16 protein-coding genes are annotated in these 17,273 nt (G+C 62.9%); 8 read left to right on the forward strand and 8 right to left on the reverse strand.

All coding sequences use genetic code 11. From position 1 onward, the window contains the following. The first annotated feature begins 76 nt into the window (after positions 1-76). The 3 genes from B0E55_RS02270 to B0E55_RS02280 all read left to right on the forward strand — a co-directional run bounded on the left by B0E55_RS02270 (position 77) and on the right by B0E55_RS02280 (position 4,449). On the forward strand, positions 77-1,894 hold the full coding sequence (locus tag B0E55_RS02270) for a penicillin-binding transpeptidase domain-containing protein (protein ID WP_198538383.1): 1,818 nt from the start codon (positions 77-79) through the stop codon (positions 1,892-1,894). Between the two features lie 107 nt (positions 1,895-2,001). Continuing rightward, entirely contained in the window at positions 2,002-3,681 is a 1,680-nt protein-coding gene (locus tag B0E55_RS02275) for an NTF2-like N-terminal transpeptidase domain-containing protein (protein ID WP_080909004.1), read from the forward strand. 30 nt (positions 3,682-3,711) lie between these two features. After that, positions 3,712-4,449 carry a sulfite exporter TauE/SafE family protein gene (locus tag B0E55_RS02280; RefSeq protein ID WP_003945554.1) on the forward strand — a complete coding sequence of 246 codons (738 nt, stop codon included), beginning with the start codon at positions 3,712-3,714 and terminating at the stop codon, positions 4,447-4,449. A gap of 6 nt (positions 4,450-4,455) precedes the next feature. On the opposite strand, the gene B0E55_RS02285 is transcribed toward B0E55_RS02280, so the two are convergent. From B0E55_RS02285 to B0E55_RS02300, 4 genes are all read right to left on the reverse strand, one after another. Further along, positions 4,456-5,928, reverse strand: a complete 1,473-nt coding sequence (locus B0E55_RS02285) for a peptide MFS transporter (RefSeq protein WP_019747095.1) — start codon at positions 5,926-5,928, stop codon at positions 4,456-4,458. 57 nt (positions 5,929-5,985) lie between these two features. Then, on the reverse strand, positions 5,986-6,363 hold the full coding sequence (locus B0E55_RS02290; RefSeq protein WP_080909005.1) for a DUF3054 domain-containing protein: 378 nt from the start codon (positions 6,361-6,363) through the stop codon (positions 5,986-5,988). A 64-nt stretch (positions 6,364-6,427) separates the two neighbouring features. Beyond that, entirely contained in the window at positions 6,428-6,976 is a 549-nt protein-coding gene (locus B0E55_RS02295; RefSeq protein ID WP_019747097.1) for a YceI family protein, read from the reverse strand. 78 nt (positions 6,977-7,054) lie between these two features. Next, positions 7,055-8,791 carry a 2-isopropylmalate synthase gene (locus tag B0E55_RS02300; RefSeq protein ID WP_029254569.1) on the reverse strand — a complete coding sequence of 579 codons (1,737 nt, stop codon included), beginning with the start codon at positions 8,789-8,791 and terminating at the stop codon, positions 7,055-7,057. A gap of 163 nt (positions 8,792-8,954) precedes the next feature. Here B0E55_RS02300 and B0E55_RS02305 point away from each other — a divergent pair, with 163 nt between their 5' ends. Next, positions 8,955-9,635 (forward strand): FadR/GntR family transcriptional regulator, encoded by a 681-nt coding sequence (locus tag B0E55_RS02305; RefSeq protein ID WP_007734477.1) that lies wholly within the window; start codon positions 8,955-8,957, stop codon positions 9,633-9,635. Here B0E55_RS02305 and B0E55_RS02310 read toward each other — a convergent pair. Next, entirely contained in the window at positions 9,632-10,738 is a 1,107-nt protein-coding gene (locus B0E55_RS02310; protein ID WP_080909006.1) for a TIGR00374 family protein, read from the reverse strand. The genes B0E55_RS02305 and B0E55_RS02310 overlap by 4 nt on opposite strands. A gap of 9 nt (positions 10,739-10,747) precedes the next feature. Then, a complete protein-coding gene (locus tag B0E55_RS02315; protein WP_003945952.1) occupies positions 10,748-12,226 on the reverse strand; it encodes an adenylate/guanylate cyclase domain-containing protein in 1,479 nt (492 codons plus the stop codon). A 192-nt stretch (positions 12,227-12,418) separates the two neighbouring features. Between B0E55_RS02315 and B0E55_RS02320 the strand changes: the two genes are divergently transcribed. Genes B0E55_RS02320 through B0E55_RS02335 form a run of 4 tightly spaced genes read left to right on the forward strand, consistent with a single transcriptional unit; the run spans position 12,419 to position 16,211 of the window. Continuing rightward, entirely contained in the window at positions 12,419-13,597 is a 1,179-nt protein-coding gene (locus tag B0E55_RS02320; protein ID WP_019747101.1) for an AI-2E family transporter, read from the forward strand. After that, positions 13,590-14,813: a MacS family sensor histidine kinase gene (gene macS / locus B0E55_RS02325; protein ID WP_003945490.1), complete on the forward strand. Its 1,224-nt coding sequence runs from the start codon at positions 13,590-13,592 to the stop codon at positions 14,811-14,813. Before B0E55_RS02320 ends, macS begins: the two co-directional genes overlap by 8 nt. Before the next feature lie 28 nt (positions 14,814-14,841). Then, positions 14,842-15,474, forward strand: coding sequence for a response regulator (locus tag B0E55_RS02330; protein WP_047269712.1), 633 nt, complete (start codon positions 14,842-14,844; stop codon positions 15,472-15,474). Positions 15,475-15,491: 17 nt separating this feature from the next. Then, a complete protein-coding gene (locus B0E55_RS02335; protein WP_042950911.1) occupies positions 15,492-16,211 on the forward strand; it encodes a DUF1707 SHOCT-like domain-containing protein in 720 nt (239 codons plus the stop codon). 4 nt (positions 16,212-16,215) lie between these two features. Here the strand turns inward: B0E55_RS02335 and B0E55_RS02340 are convergent, their stop codons facing one another. Both B0E55_RS02340 and B0E55_RS02345 read right to left on the reverse strand, forming a co-directional pair. Then, positions 16,216-16,668 (reverse strand): MaoC family dehydratase, encoded by a 453-nt coding sequence (locus B0E55_RS02340; RefSeq protein ID WP_019747104.1) that lies wholly within the window; start codon positions 16,666-16,668, stop codon positions 16,216-16,218. Between the two features lie 35 nt (positions 16,669-16,703). Then, positions 16,704-17,231, reverse strand: a complete 528-nt coding sequence (locus B0E55_RS02345; RefSeq protein WP_020968577.1) for a cupin domain-containing protein — start codon at positions 17,229-17,231, stop codon at positions 16,704-16,706. Between the last annotated feature and the right edge of the window lie 42 nt (positions 17,232-17,273).

The following is a 17,273-nucleotide window of genomic DNA, read 5'->3' on the forward strand; positions in this document are numbered from 1 at the left end:
GGTGGAGCATGACGTGCGTTTATTGCACTGATTACATGATTACACTGATAGTCAAACCGGCGCCACAAATTCGGGCATGATCGGAGTCGTGCGCCTTTCACACGCTCGTCAGAGCTTCCGAACTTTCCGTCGTCCCGTGGCTGCCGTGGCTCTGGGGGTATTGGCCGCAGGATCGGTAGTTGCCTGCAGTTCTGGCCCTGACCAGCCGAAATCAGTGGCAGAGGAGTTCGCCTCCGCGCTCACGTCGGATGACGTGCAAGCGGCGGCAGCCCTGACCACCGATCCGGCGGCGGCCTCGACTGCGATTTCGGCTCTGATCGACGGGCTGGGCAAGGACGAGGGAACATTCACCGTCTCCGACGCCACCGAGTCCGGTGATTCTGCGGGGACGTTCACACTCGATGCGGCGTGGAAGTTCGGTGAAGGTCAGGACTGGAACTACTCGACGCAGGGAAACGCGTCGAAAAGCGGAGACAACTGGCTGATCCAGTGGGACCCGGCGCTGCTGGCCCCGGACCTGACCTCCTCTACCACTCTGCGCTACACGCCCACGACCGGTGCGCCGCCGTCCGTGCTGGACGCGGCGGGTCAGCCGATCATGGAGCAGCAGGTGGTGACGCTGGTCAATCTGGATTCCGCTGCGGTTCCTCCGGTGGACACCGCAGCTGTGGCCGCCCTGCTCTCGCCCGTCGCGCCGACGATCACGGCGACATCGCTCAGCGGCGACCTTGCGTCGGCGAACGGGAAGCCGGTCACCGCAATCACTTTGCGTGCCGAGGATCTTGCACCGATCGAGGAGCGGTTGGCGGCGATTCCCGGAGTGAGCTTGGCGCCGCAAGCGCGGTTGCTCTCGGTAAACAAAACTTTGGCGTCGCCGACGTTCAGTGGGCTGTCCGATCTGTGGCAGGAGGGGCAGGACAAATCCGCAGGCTGGGCGGTGCAGCAGGTGAAGCAGAACGGAACCGTCACCACCGTCGCCGGCCAAGACGGGCCGGTTGCTCCGAACATCGCGACCACCATTGACCGACCACTGCAACTCGCGGCCGAGAACGCGCTCGCCGGGGTGACGCAACAGGCGGCGATCGTAGCGCTACAGCCGTCGACCGGAGCGGTGTTGGCGGTGGCCCAGAATGCCCCCGCCGACGCACAGGGCCCCATTGCGTTGACCGGCCTGTACCCGCCGGGGTCCACGTTCAAGACCGTGACGACCTCCGCGGCGCTGCAAGCCGACGTCGCTACACCGGACACCGTTCTGGCGTGCCCGGGTACCGAGAACATCGAGGGCCGTCAGATCCCCAACGACGACGAGTTCGACCTCGGATCGGTTCCGCTGCACACCGCGTTCGCGAAGTCGTGCAACACCACCATGGCCAGGATGGCCGTCGGTCTGCCTGCCGATGCTCTACACAACGCGGCTCTGCAGTTCGGGCTTGGCGTCGACTACGTCACTCCGGGCCTCACGACGGTGACGGGCAACGTCCCCGATGCGAACACACCCGCCGAACGCGTCGAGTCCGCGATCGGACAGGGCACGGTGACCGCCACGCCTTTCGGGATGGCTCTCGTGGCGGCCTCGATCGCCAACGGGACGACACCCGCGCCGATGTTGGTCAAGGGACGGCCCGGCGTGGCAGATCAGACCGTGGCACCGGCTCCCACCGAGGTGACCGAACAGTTGCGGGTGATGATGCGCGAGACCGTCACAGGCGGTACGGCAACGTCGTTGCAGGACATTCCGGGGCTTCTGGGCAAGACCGGTACGGCCGAAACCGAAGGTGGTCCAGCACACGGGTGGTTTGTCGGAATCAAGGGAGATCTCGCATTTGCGGTGTTCATTGCCGGCGCGGACAGCTCTTCGCCTGCGGTGCAGGTAGCGGGCACTTTTCTGCGCTGAAACCTGTTTTCCGTTGCAGTTGGATCACGCCGTCGTAGCTCAACCGTGACACGTTCGTAGGCATCCCGTGCTTGTTACTCGTGTGACAGAAGTAAAGAGTTACATGCATGGGGCCCGGAGGACAGCACAACCGTCGTGGAAAATATGTCGTTGCTTCGATAACTGCTGTCGTTCTGACAGTGGCGCTCGCGTCATGTGTCATCGGTGGGGAGAAGAAAACCGACGCCGCTTCGGTGGTGGAAGACTTCGTCACCGCCCTCAACAACCACGACGCCGAAGCTGCTGCGGCGCTCACGTCGTACCCCAACGCAGCCCGGCCCTCGATCCAGCAGATGTTCGACGGACTGGCCGCCATGTCCACCGACTTCGACGTCGCTCAGGTCATGGATCTGGGTAGCGACTCCGGACTCTTCACACTCGACGCGTCCTGGAACTTCGGCGAAGGCAAGGACTGGAGCTACCAGTCGCAGGGCGAGGTTCGCGATCTTTCCGTCGGCTGGCGGGTGTCCTGGGACCCGTCAGTCCTGGTTCCCGACCTCGGAAACGGGCGCACCGTCTCGTACACCCGCACCGACGCAGCGCCCCCGAAGGTGGTCGACAGCACGGGCACCCTGCTCATGAACGAGCAGACCATCAACGCGATCACTCTCGACCCGACGACCATGCCGGACCCCGTCGACACCACTCGTCGCCTCGCCGCAGTTCTCGAGCCCGTCGCACCGTTGGTGACCTCGGAGTCGATGCTGGCCGACCTCGCGGCCAACCCGGGCAAGCCCGTCACCGCCGTACTGCTCCGCGATCCCGACTACGCGTACCTGGAAAGCGATTTTGCGATCCCCGGCGTCGTCGTGGTCAAGACACCCAAGCTGATCGCCTCCGATCGTCGTATCACCTCGCCGCTCCTGGACCCGCTTCGGACCGTGTGGCAGGCCAATCGCGACGCCACCGCCGGTTGGGCGGTCAACCTGGTGGAGTCCAACGGATTCCCGATCAAACAAGCCGGCTTCCAAGGACCTCCCGGCCCCGACGTCGCCGCAACCCTCGACTCGCACGCTCAACTCGCTGCGATCGAAGCCGTCGTCAGTGCAGGTACTCCCGCCGCCATCGTCGCGATCCGCCCGTCGGACGGCGCCATTCTGGCTGCAGCACAGAACAATCAGGCCATCGAACAGGGCCCGATCGCATTCACCGGGTTGCGCCCGGCCGGCGGCGCCCTCGATCTGGTCCGCCTCGCATCGTCGATGCAGAACGGCGTCGACCCCGGATCTGTGTCACCCGAACAGTTGGCCGACACCGGGCAGCAACTCGGACTCGGCAACGGCTTCCACATTCAGGGACTCGATCAGCAGACGGCAGTACTTGCCGCGAACCGCCCCGGCGTGGACCAGGCGATGAACAACGTCATGGCCAACAAGACGTCCAACGACGCGGACGCGCCGACAGTGACTCCGTTCGGAATGGCGATGCTCGCGGCATCGATCGCCCGCGGCAGTGCCCCGCTGCCGATGATGGTATTCGGACAACCGGCTACCGCCGACGTCACGCCGACGGCATTGCCCGGCGACGTCAACAATCGTCTGCGCGACGCCATGCGAGGGGCCGGCGGACTGGCCGGGTACCCGGACATGATGGCGGCCGGTGCAGCGAGCGGTGACGATCGTTGGTTCTATGGATCACGTGGTGACTTCGCGTTTGCAGTGTTCGTCGCAGACGCCGACGGCGGCGATCGAGCAATGCAGATGACGGACAAGCTCTTCCAGGAACTCGGCAAGCCTGCCGACAAGTAGTACCAGGCACCGCGGGTAGATTCCTGGTTCGTGAACCTGCTCGATTTCCTTTTCCTCGTCGTAGCGGGATTCTTCAGCGGTCTAGTCGGTTTTGTCACCGGTCTCGCATCGATTGTTTCGTATCCGGCGCTGCTGAGCGTCGGGCTCTCGCCGGTCAGCGCGAACATGACCAATACCGTCGCGTTGGTGGCCGTGGGCGTCGGCGCATTGGCGAACTCGTCCCGTGAAGTTGCCGACACGGGTCCGAAACTTGTTCGCTGGTCTCTCTATTCGGCTGCCGGTGGCATCATCGGTGCCCTGATTCTGTGGCTGGCACCGGAAGGTTCGTTCGAATCCGTTGTGCCGGCGATGGTTGTGTTCGCCTCGCTCGCGTTGCTACTGCAACCGAAGATTCGTGAGTTGTCCGGCGGCGGTGACCGTCCCGGAATCTACTCGGCCGCACTGTTTGCCGTCGCGGTCTACGGCGGCTATTTCGGTGCTGGTGCCGGCGTCATCTTCCTGGCCGCGACGCTCATCCTCACTTCCGAAACGGTGTGGCGTGCAACGATCCTGAAGAGCTTCTTTCTCGGCATTGCCAATCTTGTGGCTGCACTCATCTTCGCCTTCTCCGGACAGGTGCATTGGGTGGCCGCGTTGGCGATGGCGCTCGGAGCGTTGGCTGGAGGTTGGTGTGGCCCGCCCGTAGTCAAGAAAATCCCGCCATCGGTACTGCGTGTGGCAGTAGCGATAGCGGGATTCGTGTTGGCTCTGTGGTTGTGGGTGAAGTGAGACCGTCTACTTAACGCCCTGCATCAGCTTCTTGATCCAGGGCGAGGCAAGAGCAAGAAGTACTCCGATTCCGATTGACGAGAAACCGATGATCAGGAAGAACGGGCGACTGTCGTCGATGTCGAAGTAACCGGCCAAGGTTCCCGCCATCGAAGAACCCAACGCAACGGACAAGAAGAACAACGCCACCATCTGGGTGTGGAAATGCTCGGGCGCGAGTTTGGTTGCAAGGGAAAGGCCGACGGGGGACAGGAAGAGTTCCGCGAAGGTGAAGAGCAGAAGCACTCCGGCAAGGCCGAGGAGCGGTGCACTGTTCGGTCCGCCACCGGTGATCGGGATGAATGCCAGGAACGCCAGACCCATCGTGCCGGTACCGAGCGCGAACTTGATCGGCGACGACGGCTGACGGTCACCGAGTTTTGTCCACATCGCTGCAAACACACCGGCAAAGATGATGATGAACACCGGATTGATCGACTGTACCCACGTCGGCGGGAAGTCCCAACCGAAGAGATTGCGGTCCAGGAGTTTGTCGGAGATCACCGGCACGGTGGTGAACTGCTGCTGAAACAGCGACCAGAAGGCTGCGCTCGCAATGAACATCGGGATGAATGCAAAGACTCGACTGCGTTCGACCTTGGTCACCTTCTTGCTGGTGAGCATGAGGAGGAAGTAACCGACCGACGCGACGATCGTGAGTCCGACAACGACATCGGACATGTTGTCCGCGGTGATCAAACCGGTGATCGAGGCGACCGCGACGACGACGATCGCGGCAATGCCGATCCCGATGTAGAGCGCGCGCTTGTCTGCAGGCAACGGGTTGCCGGGCTCGGCTCCGATTCCGTGAAGATGCTTCCGACCCAGCGTGTACTGGATCAGGCCGAGAGCCATGCCGACGGCGGCGAGAGCAAAACCGGCGTGGAATCCCCAGGCGTCCTGGACGGCTCCGGTGAGCAGTGGACCGACAAGACCGCCGATGTTGATGCCCATGTAGAAGATGGAGAATCCGGCGTCGCGGCGATTGTCCTGTTCGGAATATAGGTCTCCGACCAGAGAGGTCGCATTGGCCTTCAAGCCGCCGCTGCCGAAGGCGACCATGACCAGGCCGACACCCACACCCCACATGCCAGGAAGAACCGACAAGGCGATGTGGCCGGCCATCACCAGCGAAGCGCTGTAGAAGAGTGTGCGCTCGGAGCCGAGAAGTCGGTCGGCCACCCACGCGCCGAGAATCGTCGACAGATAGACGGTGCCGCCGTATGCGCCGACGATGCTGGTCGCTGCCGCCTGACTGATGCCGAGGCCGCCGTCGCTGACGCTGTAGTACAGGTAGTAGATGAGGATGCCTTGCATCCCGTAGAAGGAGAATCTCTCCCACATCTCGACGCCGAACAGGTTCGCCAGCGCAAAGGGTTGGCCGAAGAACCCCCGGTCTTCTTTCTCGCTACGTTCGACGGGCTCCGTAGTGTTGCTCATTCGAAAAGTGTCCTACGTGCTCGGGCATTTCGGGTGGTTCCGAGCCGTGGAGTTTGGTTACGACTTGGTGCGGATCCTCGCTACCAGCGGAGCGAGTGCGCGCCAACCGAGAAGGAACGCGCCGAGGACCAGCGTCGCGACGACGATGAAGCTGAACTGGGTGCCCTGGCCACTCAACACTCGCAGGATCATGCCGACGACGACGGTGGAGAGCCAAACGACAATGCCGGTGGGAAGAAGGAGAACGGCGTTGAACTTGTCGCGGTACAGCGCGAACGTGGCAGCCCATCCGATCACCAGGCCGGTCAGGAAGGGCCACGATGTCTTCGCCAGACCGGCGAGCGCATTGGCTTCTTCGTGGGTACGGCGCCCTATCGCGCAGAAGACTATGACAAGAATGGCGTCGATCAGCAGGAATGGTGCGTACTTCTTCACGCTCACACCATACGACTGTGCGCCTTTATTAACCGCGGGCGGTTAATAAAGGCGCACAGTGCTGTTAGGCCTGGAGGCCGGCTTCGATCTCGAGGGTGATCGTGATCTTGTCGCCGACAACTGCTCCGCCGCCTTCGAGGGGCATCTCGATGGAGATGTCGAAGTCCTTGCGGTTGATGACGGTGGTGGCTTCGAATCCGGCGACGGGGCCCTGGCCCATGCCCGGGTTGACGCCGTTGAACTCGAGGTTCAGCTCGACCTCGCGGGTGACGCCGTGGAGCGTGAAGTCGCCGGCGAGGACGAAGTCGCTGCCCTTGGAGCGCACTGCGGTGGACTTGAAGGTGGCCTTCGGGAACTTCTCGACGTCGAAGAAGTCAGCGGACTTGATGTGGCCGTCGCGCTGCTCGTTCTTGGTGTTGATGGAGTCCACGGAGATCTCGGCCTCGACGGCGGGGGTTCCGTCTTCGGCAACGGTGATCGTTCCCGAGAACTCGTCGAACGTTCCACGAACCTTGGAAACCATGAGGTGGCGAACCGAGAATCCGACAGTGGAGTGGACGGTGTCGATGACCCAGGTTCCGGCGGTCAATGTGGGCAAGGTTGCGGTGGTCATGGAAGCTCCTGAATAAGTAGTTGAATGTTCAAGTTCTTGTAGCTTCAACTATGGACCCCTGGAAATCCTTCCGCAAGATCATGTGAGCTGCATCACAGTTTGTGTACTGGCGGCATAGACCGCGTGAAGCGCCGACGCTGTCACTGACTGATGCACCGCAATGCCCCAGCGCCCTTCGCCGTTCACCACGCATTCTGCGATGGTGACTGCCGAATTCGCACTACCGGAAGACTCCGGGTTGCGGGGCAGTGAATGCTGGGTGAGCGAGACGACCTCGACGTCCGAGCCCTGTTCCGTCAGGATCTTGCTCAATGCCTCGACCGGCCCGGACGCACTCGCGGCGGCGGTGACCTCGCGTCCGTCGCGATCAATGGCGATGAACAACTGATCACCGTCGGCGGTGTGTTCCAGTGAGTACCGACGCACTCCTCCGTTGTACCCGTACTCGCGCAGCAGCAGTTTCCACAGCTGGTCGGCGGTCATTTCGGTGCCCGAGTCGTCGGTCTCGAGCTGCACCCGCGAGGCGAAGTCGATTTGCAGGCGCCGCGGGAGTTCGACCCCGTACTCGGTCTGCAACAGATAAGCGATTCCGCCTTTGCCCGACTGGCTGTTCACACGAATCACCGCCTGGTAATCGCGGCCGACGTCGGCGGGGTCGATCGGCAGATAGGGGACTGCCCACGGCGCCGATCCCGGATCGACGCCGGCAGCCTCCGCACTCTCGTAGTGATGGGCGAAGCCCTTCTTGATCGCATCCTGGTGGGTTCCGGAAAATGCCGTGTACACGAGATCGCCGCCGTACGGGTGGCGCTCGTGGACGGGAATTCTGTTGCAGTACTCCACCGTTCGACGGATCTTGTCGATGTCGGAGAAGTCGATTTCCGGATCGACGCCCTGTGCATGCAGATTCAGCCCCAGCGTGACCAGGTCGACGTTGCCCGTGCGCTCGCCGTTGCCGAACAGGCATCCCTCGACGCGCTGCGCGCCGGCCAGTACTGCCAGTTCGGCACATGCAACCCCGGTGCCGCGGTCGTTGTGCGGGTGGACCGAGAGAATCACCGAATCGCGTCGGGCCAGGTTCTGGTGCATGTATTCGATCTGGTCGGCATAGATGTTGGGGGTGGCGATTTCGACTGTGGCAGGCAGGTTGTGGATGACCGGGCGGTCGGGACTGGCGTCCCAGAGTTCGGTGAGGCTGTTGCAGACCTGCAGGATGTAATCGGGTTCGGTGAGGTTGAAGACCTCGGGGGAGAACTCGAATCGCCACCCGTCGTGGCCTTCGCCGCCACGGGCCACGTCCTGCGCCGCGCGGAAAATCATGTCGTGCAACTCTTCTCGCTCTTTGCCGAGAACCACGTTTCGCCACGTCGGCGCAGTCGCGGTGTACATGTGGACGACCGCGTTTGGCAGTCCCTCGATCGACTGGTACGTCCGATCGATCAAATCCGTACGCGCGGCGGTGAATACGACGATGGTGACGTCGTCGGGAACGAGATCGAACCGCACCAGGTCGCGAACGAAATCGAAATCGGTCTGGCTCGCAGAGGGATAGCCGACCTCGATTTCCTTGTAGCCGATCGCCACCATCAGTTCGAACATTCGGCGCTTGCGTTCGGGGTCCATCGGTTCTGCGAGGGCTTGATTACCGTCACGCAGATCGACGGGCACCCACAGGGGCGCCGCGGTGGTGCGATTGGACGGCCACGTTCGGTCGAAGGTCGGAATGTCGACGCGATCCCACGCGGCGCGATAGCGCTCGGACGGCATGGGTGACGGCTTCTGGTTGTTCCAGCGGTTGGCGCGGGTAGTACTCATCTTCGGTTTCTCCTGCGGTCGAGTCGAGAGAGCAGCATGGCGAAACCCCGCGGAGGGGTGCCGGTCTGTCAGGCCCCGCCGCGGCAGTCGAGAAGGAGTGCTCCTGTAGCCATGCGGGCTACACTAGAACGAAATCACTTATCAGACAACCTGAGGAGTTAACGTGTCACCGATCGTCGAGCGTCGGCTGCTCACCGACCAGGCTGCGGAGTTGCTGCGAGCGCGGATCGTGAGCGGTGAATGGGAAGTCGGCGCCAAACTTCCAGGTGAAACCACTTTGGCTGCGCAGTTGGGTATCGGTCGGTCCACCATCAGGGAAGCGGTGCGGACCCTCGCGGGCCTCGGCATGCTCGAATCGAGACAGGGTGCCGGCGTCTTCCTACGGAGTACGACGCCTCCGGATCAGTGGCCGCGCGTGCTCGAAGCCGAGGCGATTCTTCATGTCGTCGAGGTGCGAAATGCGGTCGAGATCGAAGCGGCTCGGCTGGCGGCACAGCGCCGCGATGCCGTTGACGTCGCGGCTCTGCGGCAGGCGTTGGACGGTAGAACTGCCGCCGCGCACTCTGGGGACGCAGCGTTTGTCGACGCCGACATTGCGGTCCACCGGGCAGTGGTGGATGCGGCACACAATCCCGTGCTGTCGGAACTCTTCGAGACTTTTGTGCCGCGTCTGCGGGCCGCGTTGATCGAGTTGATCGCGGTTCTGGACCTGCATCCACACAGTCAGCCGGATGCGGACGAGCATCGAATGTTGGTGGACGCCATCGAAGCCGGCGACGCGGAGGCAGCGGTACGGATCAGCCGGGCACACCTCGACGACATGGCGGCAGCGTTGCGACGTTAAACGCCCGGCTGTTCGCGGCGTTCGAACTCGAGATCCATCTCGAGGTCTTCGTGGTGGGTTGCACGGAATGACACGAGGAAGATGAGCCATCCCACCAGAGCGACAAGTACGAAACTGATTATCCGATAAACGAATACCGCTGCTGCGGCTTGCGCCCAGGTAGAGCCCGCCATGGTCAGTGCTGTGATGAGCACGGGCTCGACATAGCCGAGACCGCCCGGCATGAGGGGAATACTGCCCACCGCTTTCGCCGCTGTGAACGCGATCAGCAGGCCGGCGAAGGACGGATCGGCTCCTACTGCCCAACAAGCGAAACCGAGACAGAGGACGTCGGCAACTCGGTGAACTGCCGACCATCCGAAGGCAACCGCAGTGTCGGTCCGACTGAGTTCAACCGAGTCCAGTTGCTTGAGGATTTCGGACCAACGGTGCATACCGCGCCCGGTCGGGTTATTGCGGGAACGGTTGTACAGCGCCAGAACTCGGTGCCCGATGCGTTCGATGCTGCCGGGATTCTGGGCTACGTATCGCAACGCCAGAAACAGTGCTGCCATGCCGACGAGCGAAATCGTCAGCGTCACCGGGCTGACCTTGGTGCCGAACGCCACTGCGCCAGTGGCACCGAGTAGTGCCAGAGTCGCGGCGGCGATGACACCGCACATTGCCAACTGCCAGGACGCGACAACCGGCGTCGCCCCCCACTTTCGAGTCTGCTTGTACGTGAACGCTGTCGAGAAGACCTGGCCGGCAGGCAACGTCAACGCCATCGCCGTGCTGGCGTAGATGACCGAGAGGTTCTTGAGGTGACCGGCGACAACACCTGCCGCGTTGAGAAGGCGCTGCTGAACGGACGCGTAACCACTGAGGGACACCGCCTGGGCGGCTACACAGGCAGCCACCCAACCCCAATGGATTTCGGTGAGAGCTTGCCAGTACTCGTTGAGACGAGGCCACAGGATGATTCCCTCGACGATCAGAAGGGCGATCAGAGCCACCCCGAGCAGCCACTTCAACCACCAGAAGCGCCCTCTGGCCCGACTGGTCTCGGCCACGGGCGAGCGTGGTCGTCTCAGTCGCCGTGGGGTATTTCCAGGCTGAGCCATCGACTCACCCTAACCAATTTGATCCGGATCGACCTCTGGATACTTTTCGGGCCACGCCAGATGCGTCAGTCGTCGGCGCCCACGCAGTTGGACTTGCTCGCCGAGTTCCCACTCGGCCTGTTCCTCTTCGTCGGCGAAATACAGCGCGCTCGTCGACGCCAGCACTCGGCTGGGCCGAAGTTTCGCGAGCTCGGTGAGCCGTGATGCTTCGTTGACCGGATCGCCGATCACGGTGTACTCGAAACGTTCGGCAGCACCGATGTTGCCGGCGACCGCGAGTCCCGCGCTCACGCCGATACCGACGTCCAAGCCGGTGATGTCGTTGAGCTTGAACCGCAGCTCGCGAGCCGCCGCGAGGGCTGCCGTCGGAGCGTCGGGTCGATCGAGTGGTGCACCGAAGATGGCGAGCGCCGCATCACCCATGAACTTGTTGACAAAACCGTGGTGGCGATCGATGACGTCGACGACCACACGGAAGAACTCGTTGAGCAGTTCGACCACTTCGCCCGGCGGGCGCTCGGCCGCGGCACCGGTTGATCCGACCATGTCGACGAACAGAACTGCCACGAATCGAGTTTCGCCGCCCAGTTCGGTACCGAACTTCAGCGCGCGCCGGGCCACGTCCTCGCCGACGTGCTGGCCGAACAGCTCACGCAGCAGGCGACGCTCGTCGGACTCTTTCATCATGCGGTTGAATCCGACCTGTAGCCGGCCGATCTCACTGCCGTCGAACACCTCGACGCGTACGTCCGTGGCGCCGCGCTGCACTCGCTCGATGGCGCGTCGCAGTTGTCGGATCGGATCGGAGATCTGAGTAGCCGTCAGCATCGACAGTGCAAAGGCCTGCACGATCGCCATGATCGAGATGAGCAGGATCGCCCACGCGAGCGAGTCGGGGGAGAACTCGAGATCGGTCGTGAGCTGCGTCGAGCACAGCAAGATGATGCCTGCGACGGGCATCAGCGTGCCGAGTCCCCAGGTCATCGCCAGCCGGGTTCCGACGCCCGGCGCCATGGTCCGATCGAATTCGCCCTCGCTCAACGCCTGGGCGGCGACCGGACGCAAGATGCGCTCGCCGAGCATGTAGGTGAACCCGAAGGTCGTGGTCGCGGCCATGCAGACCGTCACGATCACGGCGATCGCGAGTCCGGGCATCTCGGTGATGGTCAGGAACACGAAGATGATGCCGCCCAGAATCCACAGCACCAGGTGGACGATGGCCTGGCGAAGCGGCGCGTGCAGTGCCGCCATCTGCTCGGACCTCGTCGGCGGACCCCCGCGCAGCCGCCAACGGATGACCGACTTCAACATCATTGCCGCCGCGGTGAGGCTGACGGCACCGGCGAATGCCAGGTAAACGCCGAAGATCGCGAAGTTGCGGACCCGGTCGGCAACTATCGCGTCGGACTCTTGGATCGGAACGCCGTACCGCACGAAAGCGAAGACCAGCACCGCGCCGATCAGATTGGCCGCGAGCATGGAGAGCATATAGAGGGGCCACCGGCTGCGGATGGTCACCGCTATTGCTCTGTATGAGGCCCGCACAGGGTTCAATTTAGCTGGCAGAGCTCGAAGTGTTGGTACGCGCGTCCGATTATTGGTCCGCTCACCTGTGTCGGCCGGTCCGGTTAGGCTCGCGAGGTGAACGCAAACAGGGGGCGTGCGGAGCGAGCTTCGAGGATGAACAAACCCATCTCCGCCGACGCTCGGGCGGTGCACCCGGGCGTGCGCATCGCGGCGGAATGGTCGTGGCGCCTCATCGTGATCTTTGCCGGGCTACTGGTCCTCGGATACGTGGTTCTGCGCCTCGAGACCGTGCTCATCCCGGTGGGGCTGGCTCTACTGGCATCGGCTCTGCTGATTCCGGTTGTCGATCGGCTACAGGTATGGGGAGTTCCTCGCTCGGCAGCCGTCATCGTCGTTCTGCTTGCCTCGATCGGACTGGTCGCGGGAATCATGACGTTTGTCGTCGAGCAGTTCATCGACGGGTTGCCCCAGCTCACCGACCAGTTCACGGCCAGCGTCACGCAGATTCAGAACTGGCTCACCAGCGGACCGCTGCACTTCAGCGAGGATCAGATCCGCCAGGCTGGTGATTCGGTCGTCAAGTCGGTGCAATCCAATCGTGAGTCCCTGACCAGCGGCGCCTTGACCACGGCGACGGTCATCGGCGAGATCTTCACCGGGGCATTGCTGACGCTGTTCACTCTCATCTTCTTCCTCTACGGCGGCGACCAGATCTGGCAGTTCGTCACCCGGATCGTTCCCACCGACGCGCGTCGTCGGGTGCGGATCGCCGGTTCTGCAGGTTTTGGGTCGCTGATCGGTTACGTGCGCGCCACGGTCGCGGTTGCCGCCGCCGACGCGATCGGTATCGGTGCCGGCCTGGCGATCCTCGGGGTGCCGCTCGCCCTGCCACTGGCGTCGTTGGTGTTCATCGGCGCGTTCATCCCGATCGTCGGCGCATTTCTGACCGGTTTTCTCGCGGTGCTTGTCGCTCTGGTCACGAAGGGTTTCCTGACGGCACTGATCGTCCTCGGCATCATCATCGGCGTCATGCAGCTCGAAGCGCACGTGATGCAACCGCTGTTGTTGGGTCGCGCTGTTCGCCTGCATCCGCTGGCAGTCGTTCTCGCCATTACAACGGGCATCGTCCTCGCCGGAATCGTCGGCGGGCTCTTGGCTGTTCCGATCGTCGCGGTCCTGAATACCGCCATTCGTTCCCTCCTCGCCGACGACCCGGACATCGCGTACGCCGAACTGCACGTCGAAGATCCGGAGACCCCACTGTTCCCCGCCGAACCCGACGAGCCGCGCGCCGAGCCTCGCATCGTGAACCCCACTCCTCCCGATGACTGAGCCCACCCGCCGTCGTCGGCTGCACTATCAGCCGACCGTTCGCGAGGCGTCGGGCGTCGACACCGACCCTGATGCCCCGCTGTGGCGGGCGGCGCAGGCATTTCGCCTCGTCACGCTGGTGTACGCGATCAGCTACCAGTTCGCTTCGGCCTCCGACTACACCAACTCCCGGCTCAGCTGGTTCTTCGTCGCTCTGATGGCCGTGTGGACCGGGGTGTCGGCGCTGTTGCTCGGAACTTCCGGTGCTCTGTTCGGTAAGAAGCTGCCGAGGTACCAGGTGGTGATCGCCGATCAGGTGGTCGTCATCTTGCTGATGGCGTCGACGAGGCTGGTCTCCGACCACGAGTGGTATCAGAATCACCAGACGCTCCCCACCACGCTGTGGGCCACCAACGCGGTCATCTCCGCGGCAATTCTCGGCGGGCCGTGGCTCGGTATGGCGTCCGGAGTTGTCATTTCGGCGGCCAGCGCGATCATCCGCGATCAGGTCAACCTGGATCTCTGGCGCGATGCGACGGCTCCCGTTCTCGTATCGGTCGGTCTGGCGTTGGGCTTGGCCACCACCACCGCTCGGCGCTCGCATCGGCAACTCGAACAAGCCGTACGTCTGGCCGCGGCAACGGAAGAGCGCGAACGCTTGGCACGCGAAGTACACGACGGCGTTCTGCAGGTGCTGGCGATGGTGCGCCGGCGAGGAGCCGCACTCGGCGGCGAGGCAGCTGAGCTGGCCGCTCTGGCCGGCGAGCAGGAGGTCGCGTTGAGAATGCTGATTTCCGAGCAGGTTTCGGGTGCCGCGGCAGATGTCGGCGGACAGACAGTGGATCTGTGTCCGCTGCTGACCACGCAGGCCAGCACGTCGGTGTCGGTGTCGACGCCCGCGCATCCGGTCGTGATCGAGCGCGATCGAGCAATCGAACTGGCAGCCATCGTCGACAATGCCCTGTCCAATGTCGGGCTGCACGCCGGTCCTGCGGCGAAGGCGTACGTATTGCTCGAAGATCTGCCGGACGAGGTGATCGTCAGTGTCCGCGACGACGGCGTCGGAATCCCCGAAGGTCGCTTGGCGCAGGCCGAGGCCGAAGGCCGCATGGGAGTATCGAAGTCCATTCTCGGTCGAGTACAGGTGCTCGGCGGAACTGCAGTCCTGCAAACCGGGCCGGGGGAGGGCACCGAATGGGAGATCAACGTTCCGAAGGGGAAGAGTGAGCGTGGCTGACGAAAAGGGCGAGAATCCGGTGACGGTGATGGTCGTCGACGATCACCCGATGTGGCGCGACGGTGTCTCCCGGGACCTCGAAGCCGCCGGCTTCACCGTGAGCGCCACGGCGGAGGGCGTCGAGAGTGCGCGCCGCCGAGCCGCCGCCGTGCAACCGGCCGTGGTTCTGATGGACATGAACCTGCCGGACGGAAACGGTGCCGACGCCACCACCGCAGTGCTCGAGGTTTCGCCGAAGAGCAAGGTACTGGTGCTTTCGGCCTCCGCCGAGCGTGACGACGTCCTCGACGCGGTCAAAGCCGGAGCGTCGGGTTACCTGGTCAAGAGTGCTTCGGTGGCGGAACTACTCGAGGCCGTGCGAGCGACTTTCGACGGACAAGCTGTCTTCACACCCGGCCTCGCCGGATTGGTGCTCGGCGAGTACCGCCGGATGTCGACGGCACCGGCCGACGATCGCGCACCCGAGCTGCCTCGGCTCACCGACCGTGAGACCGAAGTGCTCCGTCTTGTCGCCAAGGGGCTGAGCGCAAAACAGATCGCCACGAGGCTCTCGCTCAGCCACCGGACCGTCGAAAACCATGTGCAGGCAACGCTTCGGAAGCTTCAGTTGGCCAATCGCGTCGAGCTCACGCGATACGCGATAGAACAAGGTCTCGAATAACGTTTATCCTGGAAATCATGGAGGCCAGGAATTTACGCGTATCCGATGCCGAACGAGAGCACGTCGGCGAGCTGCTGCAGAAAGCTGTCGGTCAAGGGATGCTCTCGCTCGGTGAGTTCACCGAGCGCATGGACACTGCCTTGGCTGCAAAGACGCGAGGTGAGCTCAACTCGGTTCTCGCCGATCTTCCGGGCATCACGCTGATCTCCGACTACGACCCACCCGCGTATCCCAATGCAGGTCAGCCGATGTACCAAGGCCAGCCGTATCCTGCGCCGACGTACCAACCCCAACCGCCGCCGGTTCACCCGAGCCTGCCTTACCGCGCACCCGTCGGGGCTCCGGTAGTCGGTAACTACGGAACGGCAAATGCTGCCGTAATCCGTGGACGAATGGCGACGGTGACGCGAAACGGCGCATGGATCGTTCCTCCCTCTGTCGTGGTCGATACCAGAATGTCCAGTGTGACTATCGATTTCACGCGCGCTGTGATGCAGACGCAGGTCGTGAACATCTCGATCGACGACTACGCCAGTTCGATTTCACTGATCGTTCCCGAAGAGGCGACGGTGGACATGAACGGTGTCGAAGCAGTCGGAGGAAGCGCGTCGAACAAGGTTCGTTCCGGCCCGCAGATGGGCCCGCTGCATCTGGTGGTGCACGGCAAGGTGCGATTCGGCAGTGTCACCGCGAAGCATCCCTTCGGTACCACGATCCGAAAGATGTTCGGCTCCTGACCTTTCAGTGATACGCGCGGGTCAACATCTCGGCGACGCACACGGGTTTGTCACCGTGTTCTCGTTCGAATGTCTGCGTCACCGTGATCTGGACGCCGCCATTGATCGGTTCGACTTTGCTCAACGTTGCACGCATGCGGACGCGAGAGCCAACCGGAAGCGGAGCAGGCAACCTGACCTTGTCGAATCCGCAGTTGAGAGCAAACGCAAAACCCTCGAGCGAGAACATCGCATACGAGAACATGGGTCCGAGTGAGAGCGTGTAGTTGCCGTGCGCGATCGTTCCACCGAACGGTGACTCCTTCGCGCGATCCACATCGACGTGAATCCACTGATCGTCGCCGGTGACCCGGGCGAACTCGTCGATGGACTCCTGCGTGACATCGTGCCAGTCGCTGACGCCCAACTCTTGGTTCAGGTTGGCGCTGAGGTCTTCTGCTCCGGTGAGTACAAGCATGAATCTTCCTTTGATCGGTAGGTGCTGGCAGTCGGTCAGTGACTTTCGATGCCGAATCCCACACCGTGCGTCTGTGCGATCTCGGCGGTGGCAACGAGATCGAATTCGATCCCGAAATCTGCTTCTACCCGCGCTGCAACCGATTCCGCGGCGGAACCTGCTTCGGCCAGAAGTTTCGGCATCAGTTCGAACAGGTCTTCCATCCCTCCGGGCGTGATGATTTCGAGAATCCGTGCTGGAGCGTCGTCGGGATTCCACACGGCGTGCCACTGGCCACGCGGTTTGAAGATCATGGCGCCAGTCTCCGCGTAGACGACCTCGTCTCCGACCATCGCTGCGACGCGGCCACTTTGAACCACCGTGTACTCGTCTTCGCGGCTGTGGCGATGGACCGGTGAGGTCATCGAATGCGGAGCGATGCGGTGTTGTACAAGAGAGAATCCTCCCTCGGTTTGTTTGCTTCGAACCATCATCCGGACGCCGGTGGCCGCGAGAGTCCCGGCAAGATCTACGTCCGGTCCGAGGACGGTCGTCGTGGTGTGGTTTGCGGAATTCGGTGACATCGATTTGGTCCTTTGCCGTCGTGAGCGTCGTTGGCTGCGCTC

Source organism: Rhodococcus sp. 66b (genome assembly GCF_002076325.1).
Lineage (GTDB): Bacteria > Actinomycetota > Actinomycetes > Mycobacteriales > Mycobacteriaceae > Rhodococcus_F > Rhodococcus_F erythropolis.